The 18558-nt window shown below is 62.1% G+C and carries 20 protein-coding genes; 11 read left to right on the top strand and 9 right to left on the bottom strand.

The window, feature by feature from the left end; genetic code table 11:
* Nucleotides 1–172 precede the first annotated feature (172 nt).
* The gene (locus AC07UR_RS06250; RefSeq protein ID WP_209789322.1) at nt 173–994 is read left to right on the top strand and encodes a chromate resistance protein ChrB domain-containing protein; all 822 of its coding nucleotides are present in this window, start codon (nt 173–175) and stop codon (nt 992–994) included.
* Nucleotide 995: 1 nt separating this feature from the next.
* Complete coding sequence (gene chrA, locus AC07UR_RS06245; RefSeq protein ID WP_173421528.1) at nt 996–2402, top strand: chromate efflux transporter; 1407 nt, start codon at nt 996–998, stop codon at nt 2400–2402.
* A 57-nt stretch (nt 2403–2459) separates the two neighbouring features.
* Here chrA and AC07UR_RS06240 read toward each other — a convergent pair whose 3' ends face one another.
* Entirely contained in the window at nt 2460–2813 is a 354-nt protein-coding gene (locus tag AC07UR_RS06240; protein ID WP_173421527.1) for a winged helix-turn-helix transcriptional regulator, read from the bottom strand.
* Nucleotides 2814–2913: 100 nt separating this feature from the next.
* Here AC07UR_RS06240 and AC07UR_RS06235 point away from each other — a divergent pair, with 100 nt between their 5' ends.
* From AC07UR_RS06235 to AC07UR_RS06225, 3 genes are all read left to right on the top strand, one after another.
* A complete protein-coding gene (locus tag AC07UR_RS06235; protein WP_209789321.1) occupies nt 2914–3927 on the top strand; it encodes a zinc-binding alcohol dehydrogenase family protein in 1014 nt (337 codons plus the stop codon).
* Nucleotides 3928–4139: 212 nt separating this feature from the next.
* The gene (locus AC07UR_RS06230) at nt 4140–4448 is read left to right on the top strand and encodes a putative quinol monooxygenase (RefSeq protein WP_173421525.1); all 309 of its coding nucleotides are present in this window, start codon (nt 4140–4142) and stop codon (nt 4446–4448) included.
* Between the two features lie 238 nt (nt 4449–4686).
* Nucleotides 4687–4971, top strand: coding sequence for a DUF6894 family protein (locus AC07UR_RS06225; protein ID WP_173421524.1), 285 nt, complete (start codon nt 4687–4689; stop codon nt 4969–4971).
* 98 nt (nt 4972–5069) lie between these two features.
* Here the strand turns inward: AC07UR_RS06225 and AC07UR_RS06220 are convergent, their stop codons facing one another.
* From AC07UR_RS06220 to AC07UR_RS06200, 5 genes are all read right to left on the bottom strand, one after another.
* Nucleotides 5070–7391 carry a TonB-dependent receptor gene (locus AC07UR_RS06220; RefSeq protein ID WP_209789319.1) on the bottom strand — a complete coding sequence of 774 codons (2322 nt, stop codon included), beginning with the start codon at nt 7389–7391 and terminating at the stop codon, nt 5070–5072.
* A gap of 106 nt (nt 7392–7497) precedes the next feature.
* Nucleotides 7498–8436, bottom strand: a complete 939-nt coding sequence (locus tag AC07UR_RS06215) for a FecR family protein (protein ID WP_209789716.1) — start codon at nt 8434–8436, stop codon at nt 7498–7500.
* Nucleotides 8437–8586: 150 nt separating this feature from the next.
* Entirely contained in the window at nt 8587–9108 is a 522-nt protein-coding gene (locus tag AC07UR_RS06210; RefSeq protein WP_173421523.1) for an RNA polymerase sigma factor, read from the bottom strand.
* A 594-nt stretch (nt 9109–9702) separates the two neighbouring features.
* Nucleotides 9703–10038, bottom strand: a complete 336-nt coding sequence (locus AC07UR_RS06205) for a hypothetical protein (protein ID WP_173421522.1) — start codon at nt 10036–10038, stop codon at nt 9703–9705.
* A 302-nt stretch (nt 10039–10340) separates the two neighbouring features.
* Nucleotides 10341–11291, bottom strand: a complete 951-nt coding sequence (locus AC07UR_RS06200) for a GGDEF domain-containing protein (RefSeq protein ID WP_209789317.1) — start codon at nt 11289–11291, stop codon at nt 10341–10343.
* 249 nt (nt 11292–11540) lie between these two features.
* On the opposite strand from AC07UR_RS06200, the gene AC07UR_RS06195 reads away from it, so the two are divergent.
* The 4 genes from AC07UR_RS06195 to AC07UR_RS06180 all read left to right on the top strand — a co-directional run bounded on the left by AC07UR_RS06195 (nt 11541) and on the right by AC07UR_RS06180 (nt 15250).
* Nucleotides 11541–12431, top strand: a complete 891-nt coding sequence (locus AC07UR_RS06195) for a LysR substrate-binding domain-containing protein (protein WP_209789315.1) — start codon at nt 11541–11543, stop codon at nt 12429–12431.
* A 103-nt stretch (nt 12432–12534) separates the two neighbouring features.
* Entirely contained in the window at nt 12535–13698 is a 1164-nt protein-coding gene (locus AC07UR_RS06190; protein ID WP_209789313.1) for an adenosylhomocysteinase, read from the top strand.
* 12 nt (nt 13699–13710) lie between these two features.
* The gene (locus tag AC07UR_RS06185; RefSeq protein ID WP_209789311.1) at nt 13711–14730 is read left to right on the top strand and encodes a Gfo/Idh/MocA family protein; all 1020 of its coding nucleotides are present in this window, start codon (nt 13711–13713) and stop codon (nt 14728–14730) included.
* 157 nt (nt 14731–14887) lie between these two features.
* Complete coding sequence (locus AC07UR_RS06180; RefSeq protein ID WP_173421517.1) at nt 14888–15250, top strand: hypothetical protein; 363 nt, start codon at nt 14888–14890, stop codon at nt 15248–15250.
* Nucleotides 15251–15359: 109 nt separating this feature from the next.
* On the opposite strand, the gene AC07UR_RS06175 is transcribed toward AC07UR_RS06180, so the two are convergent.
* From AC07UR_RS06175 to AC07UR_RS06165, 3 genes are all read right to left on the bottom strand, one after another.
* Nucleotides 15360–15887: a pyridoxamine 5'-phosphate oxidase family protein gene (locus tag AC07UR_RS06175; protein WP_268833706.1), complete on the bottom strand. Its 528-nt coding sequence runs from the start codon at nt 15885–15887 to the stop codon at nt 15360–15362.
* A gap of 99 nt (nt 15888–15986) precedes the next feature.
* Nucleotides 15987–16589, bottom strand: coding sequence for a hypothetical protein (locus tag AC07UR_RS06170; protein ID WP_173421515.1), 603 nt, complete (start codon nt 16587–16589; stop codon nt 15987–15989).
* Between the two features lie 43 nt (nt 16590–16632).
* Nucleotides 16633–16947, bottom strand: coding sequence for a PepSY domain-containing protein (locus tag AC07UR_RS06165; RefSeq protein ID WP_173421514.1), 315 nt, complete (start codon nt 16945–16947; stop codon nt 16633–16635).
* Between the two features lie 55 nt (nt 16948–17002).
* Between AC07UR_RS06165 and AC07UR_RS06160 the strand changes: the two genes are divergently transcribed.
* Nucleotides 17003–17350 carry a hypothetical protein gene (locus tag AC07UR_RS06160; RefSeq protein ID WP_209789308.1) on the top strand — a complete coding sequence of 116 codons (348 nt, stop codon included), beginning with the start codon at nt 17003–17005 and terminating at the stop codon, nt 17348–17350.
* Entirely contained in the window at nt 17328–18509 is a 1182-nt protein-coding gene (locus tag AC07UR_RS06155) for a low temperature requirement protein A (protein WP_209789307.1), read from the top strand. Before AC07UR_RS06160 ends, AC07UR_RS06155 begins: the two co-directional genes overlap by 23 nt.
* Nucleotides 18510–18558: the final 49 nt, after the last annotated feature.

The following is an 18558-nucleotide window of genomic DNA, read 5'->3' as shown; positions in this document are numbered from 1 at the left end:
TTATGCCGTGTGTCCGCAGGCAACGCGGCGGCCATCGCTCCGGCAGGCGCAGAGCCGCGACTTGACAGCCTGGGCGAAACGGCGGCAATAATCCGACATGGGGTCGCGATCACCCCACGAGGCGACAGCCGAAGTATCGCGTCCATTCAACCGCTCAGACGGAGGACGCGTTATGCCGTCACTTCTTGAAATTTCCCCCGACAAACTTGCCCGCCTCATCGGCACGCCCAAATGTCCTGTGCTCGTCGACGTCAGGACCGACGAAGATTTCGACGCCGATCCGCGCCTGATCCCCGGATCGCTCCGGCGCGACTACCGGCTGGTTCAGGACTGGGGTCAGGATTTCACTGGCCGATCCGCCGTCATCATCTGCCAGCGCGGCAAGAAGCTGAGCCATGGGGCCGCCGCATGGCTGCGACACGCGGGCATTCCGGCCGATGTCCTGGAAGGCGGCTTCGAGGCCTGGGCGGAGGCCCCCTATCCGGCTGTGCCCGTCTCCGCCATGCCGAAACGCCAGGCAAGCGGCCACACGCTCTGGGTCACGCGCGCACGCCCGAAAATCGACCGGATCGCCTGCCCATGGCTTATTCGGCGCTTCGTTGATCCGAACGCCGTCTTCCTGTTCGTGGCACCCGCGGAAGTCGAAGCTGTTGCGGATCGTTTCGACGCCACGCCGTTCGACATCGACGCTCCGATTCAATGGAGCCATCGGGGCGACCACTGCACCTTCGATGTGATGGTGCAGGCGTTCGGGCTGGAAACGGAACCGATGCTGCGGCTCGCAACGATCGTGCGGGGCGCGGACACATCACGCCTCGACCTTGCTCCCGAGGCGGCGGGCCTGCTTGCCGTTTCTCTCGGCCTGTCGCGCATGTATGCCGACGATCATGAGCAATTACAGGCAGGCATGCTGCTCTATGACGCCTTTTACCGCTGGTGCCGCGATGCCACCGGCGAAACGCACAATTGGCCCTCGCCCAAGAAGGGGGCATGAAATGACCGATATCACACACACGACCGAAACCGGCAGGGCGTCGGTGCCCCATGGCCATGGCATTTCATTCTCCGAAGCGTTCTGGGTCTGGGTCCGGATCGCCGCTCTGAGTTTTGGCGGCCCGGCAGGGCAGATCGCGGTGATGCATCGCATCCTCGTCGATGAAAAGCGCTGGATTGGCGAGCACAGGTTCCTGCATGCGCTCAACTACTGCATGTTGTTGCCCGGGCCTGAGGCGCAGCAGTTGGCAATCTACATCGGCTGGCTCCTGCACCGTACCGCCGGTGGCCTCGTCGCCGGCATCCTGTTCGTGCTTCCGGGCTTCCTTGCCATCCTCGGCCTCAGCTACGTCTATGCGGCATTCGGTAATGTCGACCTGATCGAAGGACTGTTTTTCGGGTTGAAGGCGGCCGTGCTTGCCGTCGTCATCCAGGCTGTTTTCCGCATCGGCAGCCGGGCGCTGAAGAACAGACTGATGATCGGCATCGCGGCTTTGGCCTTTGTCGCAATCTTCTTCTTCCGCGTTCCCTTCCCGCTGATCATCCTGACAGCCGGCATCGTCGGCTACATCGGCGGACGCGCGGGCTCGCCACTTTTTCGCATCGGTGGCGGCCACGGCAAGGCAACCGGACCGGTCCTCAATGACGCGGATTCGGCGCTTGGCGAGCAGGTGCCGATCCATGCCCGCCCCAACCTCGCCTGGTCCCTCAAAATCTCGTCCGCGTTTCTCGCCTTGTGGCTCGTGCCGCTGGCGTTGCTGTTTGTGGTCCTCGGACCGACCAACGTCTTTACCGAGATCGGATGGTTCTTCAGCAAGATGGCGGTCGTCACATTCGGCGGCGCCTATGCGGTGCTCGCCTATGTCGCACAGGAAGCCGTGCAGCATTACGGCTGGCTCCGGCCGGGCGAAATGCTCGACGGTCTCGGCATGGCCGAAACGACGCCTGGGCCATTGATCATGGTCGTCCAGTTCGTCGGTTTCATGGGCGCTTACCGCGATCCCGGTACGCTCAACCCGATGACCGCGGCCACGCTTGCAGCACTGCTGACGACCTGGGTGACCTTCGTGCCCTGCTTCCTCTGGATCTTCTTAGGCGCACCCTTCATCGAGAAGCTGAGGGGCAATGTCGCGCTCACCGGCGCCATGTCGGCCATCACCGCCGCCGTCGTCGGGGTCATCCTCAATCTGGCGGTCTGGTTCGGCCTTCACACGTTGTTTTCACAGGTCGTCCCGTGGCGTCTCGGCTACCTTACACTGGATCTGCCTGTCTTGAGCTCACTGGTGTTGCCCTCGCTCTTGCTGACACTTGCGGCGGCACTGGCGATCTTCCGCTTCAAAGCCTCGGTGATCGCGACGCTGCTCGCCTCGGCGCTGGCCGGCATGGCGTGGGTCCTTGTCGGCGCATAAGGGAACGACCGAGACCATGGTGCAAGCCTGCGATTGCCAAGCGGGACGTCGCGGCCATCAGGCCGCGGCATTCTCCGTCGCCGGCATGTTGGCGTCTCCCCAGACTTTCAGCGCCAGGATGACCGGCTCCAGCGTACGGCCTCGTTCCGAGAGATCATAGTCGACCCTGGGCGGGACCTGGGCAAACACCGTGCGCGTGATCAGGCCGTCGGCCTCGAGTTCGCGTAACTGGTTCGTCAGCATGCGCTGGGTCACGTTCGGCAGCTTCCGGCGGATTTCGTTGAAGCGCAGGGTGCCGGACATCAGGTGGTAGAGCACCACCCCCTTCCACTTGCCGTCGATGAGGCTGAGCGTCGCCTCGACGGCGCATCCGGGGCTGCAGTCGAAACGGTCGTGGCGCGTGCGTCCCATCCAATGGTATCCTTTTCGACACTATGGGCGTTATATGTGCGTTCTTGCGATACCTGATCATAGTGCGCATCTTGTCTGTGTTCAACCGATGGAGCATTCAATGCGAGCCGTAGCCTACCAAGTCCCCCAAGCGATCGAAGCCGAGATGTCACTGGTCGATATCGACCTGCCGCGCCCGGAGCCCAAGGGCCGGGACATTCTCGTCGAGGTCAAGGCGATCTCGGTCAACCCGGTCGATACCAAGATCCGCCGTGGCGCGACACCCGAAGCGGGCCAGTGGAAGGTGCTCGGCTGGGATGCGGCCGGCATCGTCAGCGCCGTCGGCCCGGACGTGTCCTTCTTCAAGCCCGGCGACGAGGTCTTCTATGCCGGCGCCATCAACCGCTCCGGCACCAATGCAGAGTTTCACCTGGTCGACGAACGTATCGTCGGCCGGAAACCCAAGTCGCTGGATTTTTCCGCCGCGGCCGCCCTGCCACTGACATCGATCACCGCCTGGGAAATGCTGTTCGATCGCCTTGACGTCACCCGTCCTGTACCGGGCGCTGCCCAAGCGATCGTCATCATCGGCGGTGCCGGCGGCGTCGGCTCGATTGCCATTCAGATCGCGCGGGCGCTGACAGACCTCACTGTCATCGCCACCGCCTCGCGTCCCGAGACTGTGGAATGGGTGAAGTCACTCGGTGCCCACCATGTCGTCGATCACCGCCAACCGATAGCAGCGCAGATCGAAGCCCTCGGGATCGGCCAGCCCGGCTTCGTGTTTTCGACGACCAATACGGACGATCATATCGGCGAAATCGTCGAGCTGATCGCGCCGCAGGGCCGCTTCGGACTGATCGACGATCCCAAACAGTTGGACGCGCTCCCGCTCAAGCGCAAGAGCATCTCGCTGCACTGGGAGCTGATGTTCACCCGCTCGCTGTTTGCGACAGCCGACATCGACAAGCAGAATGCCCTGTTGAACGACGTGTCCGAACTGGTCGATGCCGGCAAGATCAAGTCCACGCTCAACGAGGATTTCGGAACGATCAATGCGGCAAACCTGAAGCGCGCGCACACGCTGATCGAGTCCGGCAAGGCAAAGGGCAAGATCGTGCTTTCGGGCTTCTAGCCGCGCGGGCGAAAGGGCCCACGCGTCCTGCGCAACGGCATGGTGCCTGTCGCAAAGCCGCCCCGTCGGGGCGGCCATCGCCGGCGCATGTACAAAATCAACCGAGAACACGACGACGAGATGGTCGCGGATACGACACGCGCGCCGCCCGGCGGCCCCATGCAGTGCAACCGGCCGCGCCTCCCTCCGCCCGTCGTCCAAGGAAAAAGATGATGATACAGTCAACGGAGAAGCTCATTTCTCTGGCAATCCTGACGGCCCGGCCCGGCAACCGAGATGCATTGCGTGACGGGCTGCTTGCCCTGGTCGAGCCGACCCGCAAAGAACCCGGCTGCCTCGACTACGTCCTGTTCGAAATGCAGGACGCGCCGGGAACGTTCTACATGCGCGAGGCCTTCACGAGCCGCGCCGCGCTCGACGCGCACTTTGAGACCCCGCATTTCCGAGCCTTCGCTGCGACGGTCGAGAGTTTGCTTGCCCGCCCGCTGCAGCTGGTGTTTCTCGACCAGCTGTCAACCTGAGGAAATCCGGGCTTTCGTCCTTCGTGATGCGCCTTGCCACCCTGGTGGCGGGGCGTTTTCGCTTTCGCCGTAAAACCGGCGAGCACCGCAGCGATTGCCCGTGTGCGAGCGTTCAGATGGCCCAGAAAGGCGTGTCACGCAGCGGTCACGCGCAAAGGGAGAAGAGGCGTGCTACCACAACCATACCCGAAGCGGCGCGAGTGTTTTTCGTCAATCGCCGTATAGTGTGAGTGAGATCATGCAACGCTATCTTTTCCATATCCACCTGGCAGGTATCACAAGCCGCGACAGCGTCGGCATGCTGCTTGCCGATGACAGTCAGGCAGTCGAGCATGGCCGCCTGGTTGCGGACGAGATCGCCGAAGAGGATGACTACCGCGGCGTCATCGTCGCGGTAGAGAATGCCGAGGGCCGTTTGCTGGCAAGGCTGACGGCTTCCAGGGCCATGCCCCCCTGGCTGATCGCGAGATCAAGGTTCGAGCATGCCTGGGCGGAAATGCGAATTGATTTCAGCAAATTGTAATCTGAAGATTTCAGCACGAACATATTAGACAAACGGCTGGAGCAACCTGCCGGCAAAGAGGAAGAGGCATCGGCGATGCCTCTTCCTTTGATACCATTTCAGAATGTCGCCTTGGCGCTCAGGATGAAGGAGCGACCAGGCTCGTAGAGTGGCGTGACCGTGCCGAATTCCTGGCCATAAGTGGCGCGCTCCGAATAGGTCTCGTCGAAGACGTTCTTGATTTCGGCGCGCAGCGTCAGGTTGCTGTGGCTCGGCGGCTGATATTCGACGAAGGTGTTGAACACCTTGTAGCCTTCGAGCGTCGGCGTTCCAACCACGACATCATCATTGTCGAGCGCGATCTCGACATCGCCGCCGACGGTGACGCCCCAATCGATGAAGCTATGCGCCGCCACCAGCGTGATGAACTGGCCGGCAGGTGCTGCCAGATAGATCCCGGTGTCGGAGTCGGCCGGCTTGCCGTCGATCGAAACATCGATGTTGGCGTATTTGACCTTGAAATATCCGTCACCCCAGTCATAGCCCGCACCAAGCTCGAAGCCCTTCGAGCGCACGTCATGGTTCTCGATCGCCCTTACCACCGCGTACTTGGCGGTGCGCGCGTTGTCGATATCGGTGCGGAACAGGCTGCCCTCCACGGTAAAGCCGTCATGCTTGGCGACAAGGCCGAAGGCGTAGTTGTCGGCTTTGCTCGTTTCCGGTCCGTCCCCGTAATTCCATCGCGGGTTCATGATAAAGTTTTCGGCAAGCGGAACCCCGGCCCAGACGTGGGAGTAGCCGGCTTTCGCCGTCAGCAGGTCCTCGATCAGGTCATATTCGCCGGAGATATTGCCGCTGAAACCGGCATTGTCCCACTTTTCATTTGTCGTGCCGGTGAACCATTGCTGGTCGCCGCGCATGCCGAAGGAAAGACGGGTGCGTTCCCAGGGCTCCAGCCGCGCCTGCGCATAGATGCCGACATTGCGGGCGCGCTCCGTCGAGGCGTCGAAAGGATCTTCGAGATCCGCCTTGTCGTTGTAGAAATCGACGCCCGCGGTGATGCTGCCGAGATCGAAGCCGAACCGGTTTTCGAACTTGCCGTTGAAGCTTCCGGTTTCGCCGGCACCGGGATAGGGAACGGATACCGTGCTTGGCGCCACCGGCCGGGGAAAGATCGGAATCTCGAGCCGGGTCGAGCTGTAGGCCAGCACCACGGTCGGATCCCACCAGCCCTCAGGCGTGCTGTCGGTATAGGAGAAGACCGTGTTCTGCCGGTCGAGCGTATAGTCGCGCACACGCGGTTCCCACGGCGGGCGACCGCTGATGAAGCCGGTATTGGCGCGGAACGGGCGCGGTGCATCGTCATAGACACGCTCGTGGCTGAGCTCGAACCGATCGCCACTCTCAAACTCGTAGGCGACCTTGCCTATCCCGCTCAGCAGATCGGTGCTTGTGCCTTCAACGATGCTGCCGTTTCCAGCTTTGAACTCATCGCCCTTGGCGAAGTTGAAATAGCCTAGAAACTCCAGCCCTTCCTGCATGCCATAGGCGGAAATCCCGGTCTGGAAAACCTTGCCGTTGAAATTGTAGTTGGACGAGACGAACCCACCATATCCGTCGCCGTCGAGCAGGTCGCGGGCGTCCTTCGTCTCATAGGCAATGGCGCCGCCGAGCGCGCCCGGTCCTGCGTCCGCGGGCGCAATGCCGGCGTCGACCCGTACCGCTTTCAGCAGGCTCGGATCGATGAGGTTGGTACCGTTGTGATGGAAGACCTTGTTGTTCTGGCGGCCGCCATCCATGGTGACGGCAAGATTGGTTTCCTCGATACCGTGGACATAGACCTTCTGCGACATCGGCAGCGAGCTTCCCACCGAGATGCCGGGCTCTCCGCGAAAGACGTCGGCGATCGTCGCGGGGTTGCGCAGTTCAAGATCTCTCTGGCTGATAACGATTTCACCGACCCCAGTTGCGTTCCCGAACACCGAGATCGGATCAAGCGCCGTGGAGCCATCGGCCGGCACAACCCCCGCACCGCCGCCGGCCGCGCCTGTCCCGATGACAGCCGTCCGGCCGCCAGAGATGCGATGTTCGATACCCGTGCCCGAAAGCAGCCGTGCAAGCGCCTCCTCCGGCGCGTAGGTACCGACGACAGCCTTGGACATGACGCCGCGCGAGACCGAAGCGGCGAGCGTCACCTGCAGGCCCGATTGCCGGCCGAAGACGTTCAGCGCATCGGCAAGCGGTTGGGCGGGCACGTTGAAGCTGCGTGCAGCGCTCGCCTGGGACGTTGCATCCTGCGCAAGTGCTGGGCTCGGCCAAGTCAGCGTCGAGGCCAGGCAGATCGCCATTGCCGTCGTTGCCATCAGCCGTCCGATCGGACGCCCGCCGTCGTCGCCCCACTTCAAACGACGGGATCCCTTGCGGCCTTGCGATATGCACATCGTACTCTCATCTCCTTGAACTGCGCCCCGTTGCCGAGCGCCTTCCAACAAAGACGAGGACCTGCATCTTTTTTCTCAGATAAATTGAATCTTTTTGTCAGGATTTTCAGTATTGCGTCAGCAGGCGACCGTAGGTCGAAAATGCCCGCACGCGGCCGCCATAGGGCTCGACCAGCGCCTTCAAGGCACTGTCCGGATCGTGAAGGTCGTAGAGACCGGTGACCTTGAGACCGGCGAGCTTTCGATCCGGCACCGCGATCCACGCCGAATGATAGCGTTGAAGCTGTTCGGCGACCGCGCCGATGGAAGCATCCTTGACGAAGATCCGTCCGCTGCGCCAGGCGGCGACCTGATCGGGCTGGATGGTATTGCGGGTAACCGCACCGTCATTCCTGTTTACGACAGCCATCTCGCCTGGAAGCAGCCGGAAGTCCGGCATTTCCCTGGCTTCAGCGACCGACACCTGGACGACGCCCCTTTCCAGCTCGACGGTCGTTTCCTCACCCGCAAGCCGGACGTCGAACGCGGTGCCGACGACCAAAACCTCGACGCCTCCAGCCTCCACCGTGAAAGGGCGCGCCGGATTGTGTGCGACATCGAAAAACGCTTCGCCGGCAAGCAGAGTGACGTGGCGACCGGCGGCCGTCATTTCGGTCTTGATGGCACTGTCACCGCCAAGCTCGATGACCGTTCCATCCTCCAGCGCCACCCTGGCATTCTGGCCGGTGGCGGTGATGTGGTCCGCCTGAAGGCGGATCAGCAGCGACGGGCCTGCAAGGACGAGGAACAGGGTGGCGGCAATAGCAGCGGCGGAGGCGATCACCGGCCGGCGCCAGCGGCGGCCGGTGATCGGAATGACGTTGGCGCGCGGTGCGTCCGCCCACAGTTGCTCATGCACCGGGGCGACTTCCCCCATAAGCTGCCATGTGCGAAGCGCATACTCCCACGCCCGCCGATGATCATCAGAGCGATGCAACCAGCGCTGGAAATCCGCGGCCAGATCGGGACAATTGGGCTCAGCCTTCAACCGCAGAAACCAGTCCATGGCTTCTTCCAGGGTAACAGCTGCGATTTGCTGATCTTGGGTCAATGACATCCTACGCCGGTCTGGCCTCTTCAGAGGCACTTCTACCCGAACAATCCCTCTTTTGACAAAGACGAATGACGCGCTTTTTTTTCTCAGGGAGCGACCACTTTAAGTCGCGTTGACCAGAAGTGCTGTGGCAACCTTCATCATCGCCGCGGTGACGTAGCGATGCGCGCTGGCCGTGGAGATGCCGAGATGGGCTGCTACTTCGTCAAGCGTGTAGCCGCCGAAGCGATGCATCTCGACAGCCACCCTCGCTTCAACCGGCAGTTCGGAGAGGATCTGCGAGATCCGCCTGATGTCGTCGCACAGCAAAGCCGACTGTTCCGGCGTCTGCACGTCGGCAGGAACCGACCAGAATGGGACGTCGTCCTGATGACCGATTGCGGCCACCTTCCGGCGCCTCAAAACGTCGAGCGAAAGGTTCCTGACCGTACGGTAGAGATAGGCGAGGAGCTGGCCCTTCGAAACCGATCGGGTGCTGGAAGGCAGGAACCGAACAAACGCGTCCTGGACGATATCTTCGGCAGCATCGCGCGAACCGAGCAGACGAACCGCATAGGCGATGAGCGCCGGACGGTGGGCAAGAAAGATATCGACGCGCGTTTCGGATTGGGTCTCGGTCGTCATGGGATCCTGGCCGGGAACGGGTTCGTCCGCGCGTGGTGCTTTGCGCGAACGGGCGTAAAATTGAAAACATGCCTATAATAGTCAAGTTTAAAATTCGACCGAACACCAACTTTTGCCGCGGAAGACGGCGAGTGTGTCTCAATCGCCGCCATGATCGACGGGGGGTGCCCTTGCACCCACGAGGTGACGTGAACGGCGCAAGGCCGCCCAGTTCAAGAGATGCCGGATGACTATCACCACAACCAACGGGCATCACCAACCACCGGTGGCCATGGCGTTTCCGCACGTCTGAAGAGGCTACATCAGGCCATCACCGCAACCTGGACATCGAACCGGCATGGCGCCGCTGCGTGAGGCCAGACACGCCTCCAGCCGGAAGCAGCAGACCACGAACGCGGTACAGTCGCGGCATGACATGTGACGATTGGCCCGGGTGGGGAATGGACGGACGTGGCCGGTGTCGGCCGCAGGAGGCTAAGTGGGCAGTTGATCGCCGGCGCCCTGCCAGAGAGAACAGCACGTTCCGACGACAATAGCTTATGGCCAACATGCGGTTGCCGGATATGGCCGTGCCGCTGTTTGCAGACTGCGGGACTAGCCGCCCATAACCTTCCGCATGGTGTCGTCGCGGACGACAGCCTCGGAAGTGCCACTGAAGACGAGAACCTTCTTCGCCGCGTCTTCGGCGAGTGTCTCCCAGCTGTTTCTGATCGTCGTCGCCATCTGGATCCAGGATCGGTCGACGCTGTTCTCCTCGAGCGCCAAGATCAGCGCGTCCATCCGCTCCACGCACTCGTCAATGTTCACATGCAGCCGGGAAGCCTGGTCGAGCGTGATGCCCGGATGCTGCAGCAGCCTCGGAATGGTTGTCGCTGCCTTTTTGACGAGTTCGTCTTCTTCGATCAGCGATCGCTGCCACGCCTCACACATAGCTGCCCCCATCCTGTCCTTGAGCGACAGGATCGGTGCGCGCCCCGCAACGGTCAACTAAGCAAAACGGGCATGGCTGCGGCAATGCATCCGTCATCCGGACAGACGCGTAGTCCTTCTGGACGTACCACGCGCTGCAAGGGTTCGGCATTGAGCAAAAGGTGGAGATCGCAAGCCCTTGCCGCCACCTGTCCTCGCCCGCCGGCTCACTCGCCGTCACATCGATCCATGTCTGCACGCCGCTGTGCAATCGACAGCTATCGCAGAGACGTCACCGCACTGGGCCGCTCGCCGGCGCCGCATCAAACGATGGTGATCTGGTTGCGGCCGTTGCGCTTGGATTGGTAGAGGCCATCGTCGGCCCGCCGCAAAATATCGCCGATGCTGGCGTCGGACCGGGAAATTTCAGTGAGCCCACCGCTAATCGTGGAGAAAAGCGCCAGCTTGCTCCGCAGCTCCAGTGAGATCTGCTCACGCAACCCGTTGGCAATGAGGCCACCTTCGCCGCTTGTCGTTGCCGGCATCAACACCACGAACTCGTCGCCGCCCAGGCGCGCCAGGACATCGCCGGACCGCAATGCGCGTCGGCAGACAGTTGCAATCGTCGCCAGCAGCTCGTCGCCGACGGAATGCCCCAGCTCGTCATTGACCGCCTTGAAGTTGTCGACGTCGAACATCAGAAGGGATGTTGGTGTGCGGCTGCTGGAGGAGAGATCGAACTCGACTGCAAGCACATCGAGCAGCTTTCGGCGATTGTAGAGCCCGGTCAGCGGATCGGTTTCGCTTTGCAGGCGCAGTTGATGCTCGACGGCATTCTTTTCCGTGATGTTGCTGGCAACCCAGACCACCGCGTCTTCGTCGTCGACGGGGAAATCGAGGGCCTGCACCCGTCCTTCAAACCAGATCGGGTGGTCGGGGCCGGCTTCCTCCAGGCCCCTAACGTCGCTGCCGGCGAGACTGTATTCGACGATGTGCAACGCCCGCGAAGAAAGCGCCTTCTCGATCTCCAAAGCAAACCAGCGCGCCTTGTCATGGGCCAAGACGTCGAAGACACTCTGACCGACAAGATTGCTTCCGTCGTGATAGTAGCGGTGATCCGATCCACCAAACAGGGCGGCATAGCGCCCACTGCGCGTCAGGATGAAAGCGGGATCGGGCAGCGCCGCCAGGATGAGATTGAGTTGATCGAGCGAGAACCGCACCGCGTTTTTCACGGGTGCATCCGCGCCGGCACGACTAGGCGGTACGCTCATGACGATGGTATCCAGGCATTGACTTCTTCCCTTGTCTCTTCTGCCCATAAACGAAAGGGCAGGCTGCACGGACTTGGCTCAAGGCGATGCTGTCGCAAAAATCCTTCGAAATATTCAATTTTTCTAAGCTACATCCATCAGCGTTCTCGTGAGGCCCGGAGCCATTCGAACCGCAAGTGCGAATGCCGCGTTCGACAGCGGGTAGCCTCTTGGTTTATGCACCAGGCTCCGATGTCGGCGGAGGGCATTATGCCAACAGATGATCTGCTCCAGAAATCGCCGCGCCCTTTGCCGCCGCTAAACGCGCTGCGGGCCTTCGATGCGCTCGCCCGCTGCGGTAGCCTGCGCGCGGCCGCGATCGAGCTCGGTGTCGTGCCCGGTGCCGTACGCCAGCAGCTTGCAAGCCTTGAGGAACATTTCGGCTTTGCACTGCTCGATCGCGAAAGCGGACGGGTGACGCTCAATCCGGCCGGGCAAAGGCTCGCCGATGCCGTCGGCGTCGCCTTTGCCATCGTGTCTCGGGCCGCGGAGGAGATTTCGTCGAGCGGTAGCACGGTCCGGCTGCGGCTCGGTGTTCCAATGCCGATGGCATCCGCATGGCTGATGCCACGTCTGGCGGCACTGTCGAGCGCCGTTCCTGGGCTCGAGGTCGACATCATCCCGGTTGCAGTCACCCAGTCGCTGACCGACATGCCCGAAATCGACGCCCTGATCGTCGGCGGAGAGTACCGGCCGCTCCCCGATATAACGGCAGTCGCCTTCATGGCCGATCGGTTCGGCCCGGTGCTTGCAGCCGGACAACCGTCGCCCGCAGATCTGGCAGACATGACGGCGCTGATCGCCCGCAACGTGCCGTATCTCTGGGACGACTGGTTTCGCGAAAGCGGCAATCCACCCATCCGCTTTCGCAAGCGCATCGAGGTGGACGACCTGACGCTGGCCCTCAGTGCCGCCCGCAGCGGGCTCGGCGTCACCATTGCCCCGGCGGCATCGATCGAGGCTGAGCTTGCCTCCGGCGCGCTCGAAGCGCCCTTTGGTTTCGTTAGCCGGCCGACCGGCTATCGTTTCTGCTGTCGCATCGCCGACAGGGATCGCAAGCCGATCGCAGCGCTTCGGGCCTGGCTTCTCGCAGAGGAGTAGAACCTGGAAGGAAAACTGCCCTCCGCCGCAGTTTAATGTCTCTGCCCGTGGGCATGTTGCCCGGACTATGCTGCCGGCACCACAGACAGTCAGGACCCTCGCCATGACCACTCCCAGCCATCCGTCCCGCATCGAGTGGGTTGGGCAAAGCTGCGCCCTGCTGCGCACCATTGCCGCCGAGTTTGAGACGACGCGCCCGTTCAACGGCCTGACGATCGGAACAGCAATCCATCTGGAGCCGAAGACGGTGGCGCTGCTGATGACGCTCAAGGCAGGCGGCGCGAAACTCGTCGTCACCGGCAATCTAAACAGCACCCAGCCGGCGACGGTCGATTATCTGAGACGTGAGGGCATCACCGTCATCGGCGGGCAGACCACCGATGCGGCTGCGCATTCGGGCTTCATCAACGAACTGCTCGATCATCAACCCGACCTGCTGCTTGACAATGGCGGCGACCTTTTCGCCCGGTTCGCAGAACGGCCCTACGCGACATTGCTCGGTGGTACGGAAGAGACCACTTCCGGGCGAGCCAAGCTACTGCCGATGCGCGAGGCGATTGGCCTGCCTGTGCTGGTGATCAACGACAGCCCCATCAAGCAGTTCGCGGAAAACCGCCATGCAGTTGGCCAAAGCCTGTTCGAAAGCTACATGCGGTTCACAAATCGCTCGACCAATGGCAAGCGCGTGACCGTTTTCGGCTATGGCGCCTGCGGCAAGGGCACCGCTGCCTGCTTCCGCAACGCCTACAGCGCCGTCAGCGTCGTCGACATCGACCCGGTCTCCGCACTCGAAGCCCATCTTGACGGCTTCTCGACCCCAAGGCGCGACGACGCCATACGCTCGGCCGACGTCATTGTCACGGTTACGGGCTCCGCGAACATCCTAACGGCCTGCGACCTCGCGGCGTTCAAGAACGGCGTCATTCTCCTCAACGGCGGGCATTTCCCGCACGAGATCGACATCGCCGGCATGCGCGCCGACACCGCGGTGGTGTCGACGGAAAACTACCTCGACGAAGGCATCGAGACGCTCGCCCTTGCCGATGGACGGCGCGTCCACAGTCTCGGCGCAGGCCACATGGCCAATCTTGCCGGGCCAAGGGCCCTTGGCAATTCGGTCGAATCCATGGATCTCGGCTTTGCGCTCCAGGCCCGCTGCCTGGAGAGGGTGGCGAGCCGGACGCTCGACGCTTCGATGTGCGTCGTGCCGGTCCCAGGCGACATCGACGCCATGGTCGCATCCGCCTATCTCGAACTGAACCGCTGAGGGAACGGACACATGCTGCGCTGGGGAATTCTTGGAACGAGCTTCATTTCCGACACCATGGCCGAGGCCATCACCGCAAGCGACGGTTCGCGCATCCAGGCGGTGGCGGGCCGCGATGAGTTGCGTCTTTCCGACTTTGCCGCCCGGCACGGTATTGCCAAGCACTATTCCGGCTACAACGCCCTGCTCGACGACCCTGCCATCGATGTCGTCTATGTCGGCCTGCCCAACAACTTGCACCATGAGGCGGTGATCCGCGCTGCGGCAAAGGGCAAGGCCGTGTTGTCGGAGAAGTCGCTGACCACAACGATGGCCGAAGCAGACGCTCTGGCACAGGCGGTGCGCGACAGAGGCATCTTCTTTCTCGAAGGCCTGATGTATCTCTGCCATCCGTTGATGGCCAAGGCCGGCGAAATCCTGCGCTCCGGTCGGCTCGGTGCGATCCGGTCGGTTTCGGGGCTATACGCCGCCGACATCTGGAAATTCGTCAACCCGATGGGCAAAGGCACGATCTTCAATCTCGGCTGCTACCCGGCTTCGCTGCTGCATTACGTGATCCAGACGGCCTGCGGGCCGGATGCCTTTTCAACCCGGGTGACCAGCGCTTTCGGCAACGTCTCGCCGCATGACGGCAACATCTGCGATGCAAGCCTTTCGGTCCGTTTCGACAACGGCGTTCTCGCCACGCTGCAATCGACCGACAGCTTCGGCATGTCTTTCGCGTTCTCCATCCACGGGGAGCGCGGCAGCCTGCGGTTTCTCACCAACCCCTGGCTGCCGGTGGCGGGCGAAAACCGGATGGAGCTTTGCGAATATGGTCATCCGGCAGAAGAGATCGTCGTGCTTTCCGATCACGACGCCTTCGGCCATCAGGTGAAGCTGGTCGAGAGCTGCCTGAGGGCGGGCGTGAAGGAAGCGCCGCGCCCGGCGCCACGCCTGTCCGATTCGCTGGAGATCATGTCGCTGCTGTCGGCTTGGGATGAGCAGGCAAGACTGTCAGACGGCAGAAACAACCCGCAACGCTCCTTCTGATCAGGTCGGAGCTGCCATTTTCAGCAACCCAGGCCGGGCACCAGGCGACGCCACCAAAAATGAATGCGGGCCCACCTTGCGGACCGTTTCAAACGTCATGGTTTGTGCGTAACAATTGCGAACCGCGCGAGGGGCGCGCGGGTTTCTTGGGGGACTTATGAAGAGAATGTTGCTCACCGCGGCGCTGTTTCTCGGCGCGGCCGCGGCCGGGAACGCCCAGACCGTCAACGCCGGCAAGTACACCGTCGAAGGCACGAACCTGGACGGTTCCAGCTATTCCGGAACCGCGGAAATCACACTTGCCAGCGAAACCACCTGCGTCATCGAATGGGACACGGCCGGCGTGAAATCCACAGGCGTCTGCATGCTGAACGGCGATGCCTTTGCCGCGGCCTATGTGCTCGGCGATGCCCTTGGCCTCATCGTCTACAAGGTCAACGGCGACGGCTCGCTTGACGGCACCTGGACGATCACCGGCAAGGATGGAAGCGGGACTGAAACGCTGACGGAAGCGAAGTAGCCCTCACGGCAGGATGGCCGTGTGTCGAACGAGTGATGACAGCATCATCGACACTCAAGCAAACGCGTGCGGCGGGCAAATCCCCGCCACACGCGTTTTGGCGAGACGCTCAGGAGAGTTCCACCTTCGCGGTTTTCTCCCTGTACGCCTCCTTCGGGTCGCTGCCCAAAAGCAGCTTGATGCCCGCAAACAGGCTGGTCTCGTTGAGCCAGATTTCGGCTTGGCTCGGCTCGAAACGCAAAAGCGCGAGTTCGGGATCGTCCTTGCCACCCTCGTACCAGGCGGCGACAAACTGGTTCCACAGCCGGTCGATCACGGCGCGGTCGTTGTCGAGGCGAAGCGTGCCGTGAGCGGTCGCAAACAGCTCGTGATCCTTCGACGCGAAGGCGAACATGGCAGGCGTGTCCGTGCGCACATTCTGGGCGACGGCGGCACTGCGAACGGTGAAGAACCAGATCGGACCGTGCTCGCCCTCGACCTGTGCGGTCATCGGACGCGTGTGCCCATGCTCCGTTTCAGGCAAACCAAGCATCACGGTCATGTCCGATTTCAACGTTTTCCAGAATTTTCTTTTGAGCTCTTCGGGGCTTGCCAATGTCCTATCTCCTTGACGGTTCGGCGCGCCGGCACGGCTCATCTTAGAGGATGACCTCCGGGGCAGACGTGAACGGCGTGAAACAAAAAACAGGGGCCGACCGATCGGCCGGCCACCTGGCGTTCCCATGCTGGCGTGCAGCTAGCGGTTGGCGTAGCGTGCCCGCTGTTCTTCGACCTGCGTGGGGCTATAGGGATCGAGGCTCTCGTCGAACCTGCTCCAGCCTTCCGCGCGGTAAGCCGAACGGCGGTCTTCGAGATCGACCCAGTTGGAGCGCTTGAGGATGGCCTCTGCCTGCGCAACGTCATCGTCTGCGACACGCGCCGTCACCAAGGTGCCGCCACGGCGAACGCCCTCGGCGTAGACGTGGGCGTCTTCTTCCGGCACGCCGGAATCGGTCAACGCACCGATGATGCCGCCGACCGCGCCTCCGGCAACGGCACCGGCGGCAGCGCCTGCAGCCGTCGCCGCCAGCCAGCCGGCCGCCACGACCGGACCGACGCCTGGAATCGCCAGCAGACCGAGGCCGGTCAGAAGACCGCCTGCGCCGCCGACGGCAGCGCCGAGCCCGGCGCCAGTTCCGGCACCCGTTGCAGCGCCTTCGGCATCATCAACCTTGTATCGACCCTCGGCATTGCTTGCGACCATGCTGACGTCATCATCGGGGATGCCGAATGCCTTCAGTTCGCGCACGGCCTGCGAAGCCTGGTCATAGGTGTCGAACAGTCCTGAAACAGTTTTCATATCGATTTGTCCTTGAATGGGTTTGCTGATCTTCCGGCCAACATCAGTTGGCGACGATGTTGCCCTGGTAGTCGAGTGCGACGTTCACGGGCTTTCCGTCCTTGGTGGCAGCCGCCTGCCAGATGCCCTTGTCGTCGAGCTTCAATCCGCTGACGGCGGTGTAGCCGCCTTCCTGCAGCCGGGCGCGCGCCTGCTCTTCGGTGAAGCTGTTGGCGCCGGCCACCGGTGCAGTCGGATTTGTGGTATCGGGCGTCGCTACAGCGGGGGTTTCGGCCTCGGGTGAAGGCGTCGGCGTCTGGGCGTATGCACCGAGCGCACCTGCCATCAGAAAGGCCGTCGCGGCGATCATTCTTTTCATCTTTGTCTCCTTGGTCGGTCACTGATCGATGCTGGGACAACGCGGGTGATTGGCGATGGTTCCTGCTTCACCGCAGAAGAAAATGAAAATTATCCAATCAGCTGAATATGTTACCTGCGCCAAAAAGGACATCAACCGGGCGCGACGAAGCCCGCCGGTTTCACGACAGCGCCCAGCCAAACGCTTGTCGCGCCCGAAGGTTCAGGCAGGACCTGCTACCGTTCGCACTGAGCACAAGGCCGACGAGGCGCCGGAAGGCATCAACATTGTGCACTTCGCCGATCACGTTCCTTCACCCCATCCAGAAACTGCCGTTGTTGAATTTCGACAACGCCCTAGTTCCCGTTCGAGTTTTGATCGGATCAGCATCGGCGACCTGAATGGCGAGCAATCAGAAAAGTGACTGGATCAGGAAAGCGGATGCCGACCAGACGCGGGCGAGCTTTCCCGAGCTGTTCTTCGACCTCGTCTTCGTCTTCGCGCTCATTCAGCTCGCCCACAAGCTCGCGTCCGATTTCAGCGCCACGGCCATCATCGAGGCTGTTCTTTTGATCCTTGCCGTCTGGTGGGTCTGGATCCACACGACCTGGGTGACCAACCTGCTCGATACCGAGAAGGAGCCTGTCCGTCTGCTGCTGTTCGGGCTGATGTTTGCGGGCGTCCTGCTGGCGATCGCCCTGCCCGAAGCATTTGGCGATCAAGGTCTGGTGTTTGCGGCAATCTACAGCGGAATGCAGATCTGCCGGTCGGTTTTCACCCTCTATGCCTTTCGCCATTCCGATCGGCGATCGTTCCTGACCTTTCTGCGCATTACCCTTTGGATGCTGCTATCGAGTGCCTTCTGGCTTGCCGGCGGGCTGATGGCGCTCGAAGGGCGCCTGGTCCTGTGGACACTTGCCCTGCTCGTCGAATACGCCTCGCCGGCCCTCCGGTACTACGTGCCTTTTCTCGGCAGATCGCCCGACGAGACCCTGGATGTGTCCGGCGCTCACATGGCGGAGCGCTGCGCGCTGTTCGTCATCATCTGTCTCGGCGAAACCATTCTGACCACCGGCCGCAACGCGACGGAGCACATGACGGATGACATGACCTTTGCTGTGTTTTGCAGCGCATTCCTCAGCACCGGATTCATGTGGTGGATCTATTTCCACCACGGCCAAGAAATGGCCGCATCGAAAGCAGAGGCGACATCGAGGCCGGAAACCGTCGCACTCAATCTGTTCACCTATGGTCACCTGCCTGTTGTCGCCGGGATCATCCTGACTGCGGTCGGGGAGGATTTCAGCCTGTCGCATGCCGAGGAACCCAGCTCACTGAAACACGCGCTTGCCATGCTCGGCGGCCCGGCTCTCTTCCTCGGGGGAAACATCTGGATCAAGGCCGTCGCCACGCGCCAGTTCCCGGTCTCGCATATCGCCGGGCTCGTGCTTCTGGCGGTCGCGGTCCTCATCGTGCCAGTTGCCCCCAACTACGTCGTTCAGGCCGTGGCGACGGCGGTTCTGTTCATCGTCGCCCTGTGGGAGTACCTGGCGCTGCGCCGTGTATCGGCGTCGACAGCCTGAGGACGTCGGGGCGGAACTTAATCCGCATCTGCGCATTCCCGAATGCGGA

The sequence above is a fragment of the Ensifer sp. GW821-FHT05G01 genome, from assembly GCF_059419585.1.
Note: the sequence above shows the minus strand (reverse complement) of the source record. Positions and strands in the feature narration are given on the sequence as shown.

Bases quoted from the DNA above. Each gene is read 5' to 3' on its own strand.
- AC07UR_RS06250 (WP_209789322.1), top strand. From the start codon at position 173: ATGCCGTCACTTCTTGAAATTTCCCCCGACAAACTTGCCCGCCTCATC.
- chrA (WP_173421528.1), top strand. From the start codon at position 996: ATGACCGATATCACACACACGACCGAAACCGGCAGGGCGTCGGTGCCC.
- AC07UR_RS06240 (WP_173421527.1), bottom strand. From the start codon at position 2,813: ATGGGACGCACGCGCCACGACCGTTTCGACTGCAGCCCCGGATGCGCC.
- AC07UR_RS06235 (WP_209789321.1), top strand. From the start codon at position 2,914: ATGCGAGCCGTAGCCTACCAAGTCCCCCAAGCGATCGAAGCCGAGATG.
- AC07UR_RS06230 (WP_173421525.1), top strand. From the start codon at position 4,140: ATGATACAGTCAACGGAGAAGCTCATTTCTCTGGCAATCCTGACGGCC.
- AC07UR_RS06225 (WP_173421524.1), top strand. From the start codon at position 4,687: ATGCAACGCTATCTTTTCCATATCCACCTGGCAGGTATCACAAGCCGC.
- AC07UR_RS06220 (WP_209789319.1), bottom strand. From the start codon at position 7,391: ATGTGCATATCGCAAGGCCGCAAGGGATCCCGTCGTTTGAAGTGGGGC.
- AC07UR_RS06215 (WP_209789716.1), bottom strand. From the start codon at position 8,436: ATGGACTGGTTTCTGCGGTTGAAGGCTGAGCCCAATTGTCCCGATCTG.
- AC07UR_RS06210 (WP_173421523.1), bottom strand. From the start codon at position 9,108: ATGACGACCGAGACCCAATCCGAAACGCGCGTCGATATCTTTCTTGCC.
- AC07UR_RS06205 (WP_173421522.1), bottom strand. From the start codon at position 10,038: ATGTGTGAGGCGTGGCAGCGATCGCTGATCGAAGAAGACGAACTCGTC.
- AC07UR_RS06200 (WP_209789317.1), bottom strand. From the start codon at position 11,291: ATGAGCGTACCGCCTAGTCGTGCCGGCGCGGATGCACCCGTGAAAAAC.
- AC07UR_RS06195 (WP_209789315.1), top strand. From the start codon at position 11,541: ATGCCAACAGATGATCTGCTCCAGAAATCGCCGCGCCCTTTGCCGCCG.
- AC07UR_RS06190 (WP_209789313.1), top strand. From the start codon at position 12,535: ATGACCACTCCCAGCCATCCGTCCCGCATCGAGTGGGTTGGGCAAAGC.
- AC07UR_RS06185 (WP_209789311.1), top strand. From the start codon at position 13,711: ATGCTGCGCTGGGGAATTCTTGGAACGAGCTTCATTTCCGACACCATG.
- AC07UR_RS06180 (WP_173421517.1), top strand. From the start codon at position 14,888: ATGAAGAGAATGTTGCTCACCGCGGCGCTGTTTCTCGGCGCGGCCGCG.
- AC07UR_RS06175 (WP_268833706.1), bottom strand. From the start codon at position 15,887: ATGAGCCGTGCCGGCGCGCCGAACCGTCAAGGAGATAGGACATTGGCA.
- AC07UR_RS06170 (WP_173421515.1), bottom strand. From the start codon at position 16,589: ATGAAAACTGTTTCAGGACTGTTCGACACCTATGACCAGGCTTCGCAG.
- AC07UR_RS06165 (WP_173421514.1), bottom strand. From the start codon at position 16,947: ATGAAAAGAATGATCGCCGCGACGGCCTTTCTGATGGCAGGTGCGCTC.
- AC07UR_RS06160 (WP_209789308.1), top strand. From the start codon at position 17,003: ATGGTTCCTGCTTCACCGCAGAAGAAAATGAAAATTATCCAATCAGCT.
- AC07UR_RS06155 (WP_209789307.1), top strand. From the start codon at position 17,328: ATGGCGAGCAATCAGAAAAGTGACTGGATCAGGAAAGCGGATGCCGAC.